Consider the following 8,902-nt stretch of genomic DNA (forward strand, 5'->3'; position numbering starts at 1 on the left):
GCCCCGGTCCGGAATTGAGTCCTTTAAAAGCGACGTTTTGTCCTTTGCCGGAGGAATGTTTTTTTGTTGCACATGCCAGTATGCGCCAATAGAACCGGAATAAGATGGGTTCTTTGAAGAGCGTAGGCTTTAGGTGGTGAGAAACGACTTGGCGGTCGATGATGCTCATCGACACGAAATACTCGCTTCAAGGCAGCCGACACTCACACACTCTTTACGCTATGCCTGCGACAATTCCGATCGGCTCGACGAGACACCTTTAGAGACTGCCGCCCATGCCCGAAACCTTAACACTCAGCCCTTCCGGCAACGTCTACATCAACGCGGTCCTGAGTGATGTGAAGTGGGCCACGAACACGCTGACCTACAGCTTCCCCACATCCGCGAGCCATTACGGTGCTTTCTACAGTGAAGAGCCTTCGAATGGGTTTGGCGCCTTTAATGCTGAGCAGAAGGCTGCTGCGCGCGCCGGGCTGAAGCTCTACGCATCGGTCGCCAATCTCTCCTTCCAAGAGATCGCTGAAACGGGTTCGCAGCATGCGGATCTGCGCTATGCGCAATCGAACACGCCCTATACGGCATGGGGCTACTTTCCATCATCATTCGACTTCGGAGGCGATGTCTGGCTCAACAAGGCGAGCAAAGAGTACAACGATCCCATCAAGGGCACCTATGCCTTCATCACTATCGTCCACGAGACGGGACATGCGCTCGGCCTTGAGCATCCGCACGAGGGCGCGACCATTATGCCGCTTGCCCGCGATACGATGGAATACACAGTGATGAGCTACCGCTCCTATAATGGAGCATCGGTCAGCGGAGGCTACGACAACGAGAAATGGGGCTATTCGCAGTCCCTGATGATGTTCGACATTGCCGCTATCCAACACATGTACGGCGCGAACTACGCGACGAACAGCGGGAACACCACCTATGCCTGGCTGCCGACGACCGGTGAGATGCTCATCAACGGCCACGGCCAGCGCGCGCCCGGTGCGAACCGGGTGTTTCAGACGGTGTGGGACGGCGGCGGCATCGATACTTATAACTTCTCACGCTACAGTAGCGCACTGTCCATCGACCTGAATCCAGGCGCATGGACGAAGACGTCGCTCACGCAGCGCGCCAAGCTCGATGAGGGCAGCAGGAAGCTTGCGGCCGGCAACATCGCCAATGCGCTTCTCCACAACGACGACCCCCGTTCCCTCATCGAGAAGGCCATCGGCGGTGCGGCGAGCGATGTCATTAAGGGCAACGCCGTGGCGAACACTCTCAAGGGCGGCTCGGGCCATGACAAGCTCTATGGGCGCGAGGGCAACGACATTCTCAACGGTGGAAACGGCAACGACAAACTGTTCGGACAGAGCGGTAGCGACTTCCTCATGGGCGGTAAGGGCGCCGACACCTTCGTGTTCTGGAGCACGGACGAGTCCTTCGGCAGCGAGAGAGATGTGATCCGGGATTTCCGAAGCAGGATCGATCATATCGATCTGCGCCGCATCGATGCCGATGCCAATCAGGGCGGCGATCAGGCCTTCATCTTCATCGACCACAACGCCTTCGGCAACCGGGCCGGAGAGCTGAGATTTGCAGGCGGCATCGTCGCAGGGGATGTGAACGGCGACAGCATCGCCGATCTTGAAATCGTCCTCGCCGGTGTTTCGCGGCTCGCGCGATCCGACTTCTATCTCTGACGAAACTCTCGAACCGCATCGGCAGCCTGATAGCCCCAATAGGTGAGCTGCGCCGCTGCCCTGCCGACGATCCCGCCGTTCCATGACAGGCCGAAAGGCGCGAAGAGGCGATAGCGGTCGCTCTTACCTGTCATACCTTCCGCGATGACGGTTCCGCCGATGGCGGTCGTGTTTATGCCGTGCCCACCGAATGCGGTGCAGTACCAGACGCCCGGCTGCAACAGCCCGATCTGTGGCATCAGGTGGCGCGCGTAGGACATCAGCCCGGACCATGCGATCTCCACCTTCAGTGGCTCCAATTGCGGATAGGTCGTCACCATCTCGTGTCGGAGCAGAGCCGCGATATCGCGCGGATCGCTCGTGCGCGTGGTGATGCGCCCACCCCAGAGAATCCGGCGTCCTTCATCGACAGCGCGGTAATAATCCCCTGCCCTTCTGTCATCGAGAATGGCGGCTTTGGTGCGGATTGCATCGCGCACCAGTTCCGGCGCTTCTTGGGTGAGGAGAACATAAGTGGCGATCGGCAGGAATGATCGGCGCAAAGCCGGAACGACGCCGCTGGTATAGCCGCCCGTTGCGAACAGAACCTGCCCGGCCTCGATCACCGCATCCTGCGTGCGGATCTGCTTGCGGGCCCCATCGAGATCCGCCGAAACAACGGCTGAGTTTTCGTAAATGGATGTGCCCTGCTGGACCGCCTCGCGTGCCAGCGCACGCGCATAATTCAGCGGATGGAAATGAAACGCATCCTCGTCCAGCACCGCCTCGTGGTATTTGGGCGAGTTGAACAGCGTGCGTACCTCATCCTGCGTCAGATGCCGAAGCTTCATCCCGAAATCGCGCTGCTGCTTCTCGCACGACGCCTTCAACGCGCCGCCAGAGCGATACCGCAGGGCCTTGGCGATCCCCGACACCGGAGAGGCCTCGCGGATGTTCAGTGCATCGATATGTGTGCGGACGATCTCCACGCCTTCCATGGAAAGCCTGTAGAGTTCGTGAGCCTGATGCTGGCCGACATGACGAGCGATGCTGTCGAGCCCGGTCGCATAGCCTGCCGCAACAAAGCCGCCGTTGCGGCCGGATGCGCCCCAGGCGATGCGATTTTCTTCCAACAGCACGACGGAACGGCCGGATCGGACAAGCTTCACAGCCGCCGTAAGGCCGGCAAGGCCGCCGCCGACGATGCAGACATCGGCGTCGATACGCCCCGTCGCACGCGGGTAATCCTCGGACGTCGCCAGCGTGCGCCGGTAATAGGTATCGATATAGCTTGAGGAAGGGTGTTCAGGCAGAGAGGTCATGGGGTCACTTCAGCAACGGCCACAAGAGTGCTCCAGCCTCGTCTCAGAAGGATAGCTCGGACGCGTCGAGATAGATCTGCACCAGTTTCTCGCAGCCCTCCCGGTCCTCATCGTCGAACCGGTTGGGATTGGGGCTGTCGAGATCGAGCACGCCGAGAACCTGCCCGTCCCGGATCAGCGGCACCACGAGTTCGGAGCGGGAGGCGCTGTCGCAAGCAATATGGCCGGGGAAGGCGTGAACATCCGGCACCACGATGGATTCCTGCCGCTCCACGGCCGTGCCGCAGACGCCTCGGCCAACCGCGATGCGCACGCAGGCCGCCTTGCCCTGGAAGGGCCCCAGCACGAGCTCAGACCCGCGCATGAAATAGAACCCTGCCCAATTGAGATCGGGCAGGAACTGATAAATCAGCGCCGACATATTGGCCGCGTTGGCGATGGCGTCCGGCTCACCCTCCAGAAGGGCAGCCATCTGCTGAGCCAGCGACGCATAAAAGTCGCGCTTGCTGTCGGTCTGTGGGAGTGGTTTGGCCTCGAACATAGGATCCACTTATGAGCCCGGCGCCCGCTTGTCCAGGGGGACGAGGCAGGCTCGAACGCCGGGCCGCATGACGGAAAGGGCTCCTTTCTCGTGAAAGGAGCCCTTTGAGTGGATTACATTCGGCTCCGTTAGATGATGAAGATATCGGTGGCCTTGAGGCCCTTGACCTTCATGATCTCGACAGCCGCACCGCCACCGGTGCCGTCGGCATTGTAATAGAGCACGCCGGACTTGTAGACCAGGAAGTCCTTCTTGTCCTTCGCCTTGCCGACGGAGAACATGGACACATCCAGCTTCGCAGGCGCGTCGAACGTGCCGAGCTTGCCGAGCTTCTTGAACACCGCGTTGTCGAGGAAGATCTTGTCCTCGCCCGTCCGGAAGTCCTTGATCTGGTCGAAGTTGGTCGTCTTGTTCGCCTTCTTGGCGAACACGAAGGTGTCGCTGCCAAGTCCGCCGGTCAGCACATCGTTGCCCTCGTCGCCGTAGAGCACGTCGTTGCCGTCCTCGCCGTACAGCTTGTCGTTGCCCTTGCCGCCCGAGAGCGTATCGAGGCCGAGCCCACCGTAGACCTTGTCGTCGCCGACATCGCCGTAGAGCTTGTCGTCGCCGGCCAGACCCTTGACCGTATCGTTGCCCTTCTTGCCGTTCAGGATGTCATCCAGAGCGCCGCCGTTGAGCTTGTCGTTTTTGCTCTTGCCGTTCAGCCTCAGGGTCGTCTCATCCGTGACATTGATGGTGATGATCTTTTCTTCAACACCACCCTTGCCGTCGCTGACCTGGACCTTGATCTGGTGCGACTTGGCCTCTTCGAAGTTGACGCCAGGACCTGCCAGCACGAGCTTGTTGCCCGCGATGGCGAAGCGGCCGCCGGCATTGTCGAGAAGCGTGTAGGTGAGAACATCACCAATCGTATCCGTGGCGCTGAGCGTGCCGATCTCCTTGCCCGGCTGAGCGTACTCGTTGATCGAGTTGGCGCTCAGGTACAGACCCGTCGGGGCAACGTTGGGTGGAGTAATTAAGTCMTTCACTGTAATGCGCACCGTGCCGGTGACGGAGGCATTCGCCGCGCCGGAACCATCATTGGCCACGATCGTGTAGTCCACCGCGCTGTCGGAGGTCACTGTGGTGGCGTTGTCCACCAGCACTTGGTTGCCGACGATCTTGAAGCGACTGTCCGCGCTGACCGTACCGCCACCCGCGAAGGTGTAGGTGATGGTCTGGCCGTCCGCATCCGTCGCAGCAAAGGTTGCAACAACGGTGTTGGTGCCCGTGCCCTCATTGACCTCGAACGCGCCCGTCGGAGCCGTCGGAGCCACGTTGTCCGCAGGTACGACGGTGACCGTATAAGAGACAGTTCTGGTCAGATTTGGGGTCTGTGCGTCGTAAGCTACGACCTTGAGCAGATGATCCCCCACATCCGACGACTTGACCTCCCGGTTTGTGGTAATCTGCCCGGTGATGGCATTAATCGTGAAGATTCCGTCGGTGGTCGTGCCGTTGGCGAACCGGTACAGGTTGTCTCGGTACTCGACATTCGTATCCAGATCGAGAGCCGTCGCCAGGACGACACTCGCGCTCCCCAGTGTCGCCCCCACCTTCACGATCCGTAAATCCGAGAAGTCGATGTCCGTCGCGGCCTCGTTCACATCATCGATGTTGATGACGATGTTGTGGCTCGATGCAGCACCAACGCCGTTGAGGTCCTTCACCGTCACAGTCACGGTATGGGAACCCTCAGCCTCGAAGTTGAGGCGCACGCCGCTCTTGATCTTGATCTCGCCTGTGAGCTCGTCGATCACGAAGCGGGGGTTCGCCGCGATATAATAGCGAAGCTCGCTGGCGGGGCCGTTGTCATCGGCCATCACACGGGCGACGGTTTGCCCTGCGGCCATGCTCTCGCTGATGGAAACCTCAGCCTCGCCCGTGGTCAGGCGGATGTTCTCAGGAGCCGTGTTGCCTGGAGGAATATCCTGCACAGTAATGGTGAAGTCCTGAGTGTCCGAGAGGCTTCCGGCTCCGCCGTTCTTGTCCGTCACCTTCAACGTCAGCGTGAAGTTCTGCGTGCCGGCAACGGCGAGCTTGGACCGGTCCGCGACCACGATCTTCCTATTGACCACGTCGACCGCGAAGGCTCCTGCGAAAGCAGCCGGAACGCCGAGGATCTCGTAGACGAAATCCTCACCGGCATCGACATCATCCAGCGTGAAGCTGGCGACCGTGTCCCCGAGTGCGGCGTTCTCACTGATGGTGACCGCCGTGACGGCTGCCCCCAGCAGCGGAGCCTCGTTCACGTCCGCGAGGTTGATCGTGATGTCCTGCACTGACTCCAGTCCGGTTCCGTTGAGATCCCGGACCTTCACCGACAGGGTGAAGGTTTTCAGGCCTTCGAAGTTGAGAGTGGCTCCGGCCTTGATTCGGATCTGGCCCGAAATCTCGTCGATCTCAAAATTGGCATCTTCGGTTGCGAGCGAATAACGCAGGCCCGCCGGCCCAGCATCGTCATCCGCGATCACCGTAGCAATGGTGATCCCCGCTGCCTTGTTCTCATCGACAATCGTCGTCGTACCGCCCGTGGTCAGGCGAATATTCGTCGGCGCCGTATTCGCCGGATTATCGTCATTCGAGATCGTGCCATAGGCCGTATCCGAAATGATGGTCGCGCCTTCCGGGGCAGACAGGACGATGGAGAACGTTTCATCCCCTTCCGGAATCTCATCGGTCCGGATCAGGACCGAGATGATCTGCGTCGTCTCGCCGTCCGCGAACTCCACTCCCCCCGTGAGAGCAATGAAGTCCTCATTCTGGGCAGCGTTGGCGCCGACACCCTTGACCGTCCAGACAGCCTTGGAGGGACCGGTGCCGCTGCTGCGTGTCACGACGAAGTTGTAGGTCGTATAAGCCCCCGCATTGCCCTCGGGTCTGGCCGCATCCGTCGCCGCAATCGACAGGGCGGGCAGGACGTCGTCATTGATGATGGTGCCCGTTGCGACAGCCGTCCCAAGAACCGCGTCGGTGGGGCTCGATAGAGTCACGCCGAATGTCTCGTGACCTTCGATATCCTTGTCAGCTTTGACCCGGATCGTGATGTATCGCTCATTCTGACCATCGAGGAAATCGACCTTTCCGCTCAGCGTTGCGGCGTCGAAATCGTCGGCATTCGCTGCACCTGCGACGCCGAGGCCCGTCACCGCCCAGTTGACACTGGCCGGACCGGAACTGTTGCTGCGGGTGACCTTGAAGGTGTATTCCACATAGCCGGTATCGCCCTCGGCCTTCGCGGCATCATGCGCCGAGATCGACACGGTGGCTACTTCTTGCAGCAGATCAACCGTCTCGTCGGCGAATTTGACGAACTTGATGTTCTTCAAGGTATCCGTGCCGTCGCGCCCGGCGACCTTGTCGACAACAGTGACCGTCCCGTTGAGCGGGTTCTTCGTGATAACGTAGTCGGACTTGTTGCCCGTGAAGACCGCCGTGTTGACACCGCCGCCGCCATCGATGGCGTCGTCGCCGCCAAGACCTTCGAGCACGTTGTCGGCGCCGTTGCCTGTGAGCTTGTTACCGGCTGCGCTGCCTACGAGGTCCACGCGCCCGGCGCCGTCCAGGACGGTGAGTGCTTCGATATTGGCGTAATCGGTGACCCGGTAGGTGGTGCCTGCCGCGAAGTTCGTCGCGATCACGACGGTGTCGTAACCGGTGCCATCACCAGCGGCCTCGATGACCGTGTCGCCTACATTGTCGAGGACGTAGGTATCGTTGCCCAGGCCGCCATCGAGCGTATCGGCACCCGCACCGCCATTGAGTTCGTTTGCGCCATTGTTGCCGAAGAGCTTGTTGCCGAAGCCGTTGCCCGTCAGGTTGATGTTTGCCGCGCCAGTCTGGGCGTGCAGTTCCTCGATTTCGGACAGCATATCGAGAGCATAGCTGACCGAGGCGGTAACAGAGTCATAGCCTTCGCCGGCAGCTTCCTCAACCTTGTCGAGTGCGTTGTCGACGGTATAGCTGTCGTCGCCCTTGCCGCCTTGGAGAATGTCAGCTCCGAGGCCGCCATCAAGCTGGTCGTTGCCATCCTCGCCCTTCAGCAAGTCTGCGCCGTCATTGCCGTAAAGCTTGTCGTTGCCGCCGCCGCCGGACAGGGTGTTGGCGTTGTCGTCTCCCGACAGCTCATCCGCATGATCCGAGCCGATCAGGCCTTCAATGGACGTATAGGTATCACCCGCAGCATCGCCGGTGTTGCTGAGCGTCGGAGTCAGAAGGCTCGCGATCACACCAAAATCGGCATTGGCATAAGACGCAAAATCGATGCCGTCCGCTGCCGTAGCCACGCCCGCACGGCCACCATTGAGAATGTCCGCACCTTTGCCACCGATCAGGGTGTCATTGCCTGCGTCGCCCGTCAGCTGGTCGGTTCCATCCCCGCCACGCAGCACGTCGCTGTAGACCGTCCCGTAGAAATCATCGTTGCCGGTCGTTCCAGTGAGATCAACAGCGGCCGAGCGAGGGTCGACGATCTGTCCTCTGATGCTTTGGGTATCATCCGCTCGAGCAATACCCGTCTCATCCCAGGTTACGAAGAGACGGCCATCAGCCAATGTCGTGATAGTAGGCTTGGTACCGACGGTTGAACCAGGTGGCGGGCCAACATAAATATCCGCAAGCGACCTGCCGCCTTCCTTGTCGAATATTGCAATTCTGACCTGGCTCTGGCCGGTGCTAACGTCGACATAAGAGACAGCGAACCCGCCGTCCTGCAGAGCAGTAACAGAGGAGCCTTTTTGGAAATTTACAATCGGAGTGTTGACGATAAACTCACCCCGATACAGCGTGCCGTCAGCATTGAAGATCTGCGCCTTAACACTGGAACTGCTGCCATCGGAGCCACCGTGGCCGTCAAATCCAGGGAAGTGAGTCCAAGAGACAACAAACTTCCCGTTCGACAATTCTGCTACTGAAATTTCCTGCTTAGAGCCACGCGAGCTTGGCACAAGGAACTCAGTTCCGCCACTCGACCCGTCCGCTGACATGATCCGTCCGCGCACTGTATACAGCGCACCCGAATCATCGGCAGGGCCGTTATCCACCCAGAGGGCAATATACCGATTGCCGCTAAGTCCGGCGACAACCGGTTCACGTTGCGGATTTACCGTTGTGGTATTGACTCTTACCTCAACACCAAGAGGCTTACCGGTAGAGTCATAAGACTGCGCCAAAATGTTTTGATCAAAGCTCTCGGGACTTTGATAAGCGATGACGAAGCCACCGTTGGAGAGCGCACTCACAGAAGGCGTCAGTTGGTTGCCAGTAGCTAGGGTGTTTACAACGAAATCAGAGTCGTTCTTTGCACCATCTCCATCACGGTCGAACAC

At 59.7% G+C, this 8,902-nt stretch carries 4 protein-coding genes; 1 reads left to right on the forward strand and 3 read right to left on the reverse strand.

Translation table 11 applies throughout. From position 1 onward, the window contains the following. Positions 1–275 precede the first annotated feature (275 nt). The gene (locus ACXJKO_RS15770) at positions 276–1,694 is read left to right on the forward strand and encodes a M10 family metallopeptidase (RefSeq protein ID WP_457092038.1); all 1,419 of its coding nucleotides are present in this window, start codon (positions 276–278) and stop codon (positions 1,692–1,694) included. Here ACXJKO_RS15770 and ACXJKO_RS15775 read toward each other — a convergent pair. The 3 genes from ACXJKO_RS15775 to ACXJKO_RS15785 all read right to left on the reverse strand — a co-directional run bounded on the left by ACXJKO_RS15775 (position 1,685) and on the right by ACXJKO_RS15785 (position 8,128). Beyond that, the gene (locus ACXJKO_RS15775; RefSeq protein WP_457092039.1) at positions 1,685–2,995 is read right to left on the reverse strand and encodes an NAD(P)/FAD-dependent oxidoreductase; all 1,311 of its coding nucleotides are present in this window, start codon (positions 2,993–2,995) and stop codon (positions 1,685–1,687) included. The two genes, ACXJKO_RS15770 and ACXJKO_RS15775, sit on opposite strands and share 10 nt — an antisense overlap. Positions 2,996–3,038: 43 nt before the next feature. Next, on the reverse strand, positions 3,039–3,536 hold the full coding sequence (locus tag ACXJKO_RS15780) for a GAF domain-containing protein (RefSeq protein ID WP_457092040.1): 498 nt from the start codon (positions 3,534–3,536) through the stop codon (positions 3,039–3,041). Positions 3,537–3,664: 128 nt separating this feature from the next. Beyond that, positions 3,665–8,128, reverse strand: a complete 4,464-nt coding sequence (locus ACXJKO_RS15785; RefSeq protein WP_457092041.1) for a cadherin domain-containing protein — start codon at positions 8,126–8,128, stop codon at positions 3,665–3,667. Between the last annotated feature and the right edge of the window lie 774 nt (positions 8,129–8,902).

The sequence above is a fragment of the Microvirga sp. P5_D2 genome (assembly GCF_054049475.1).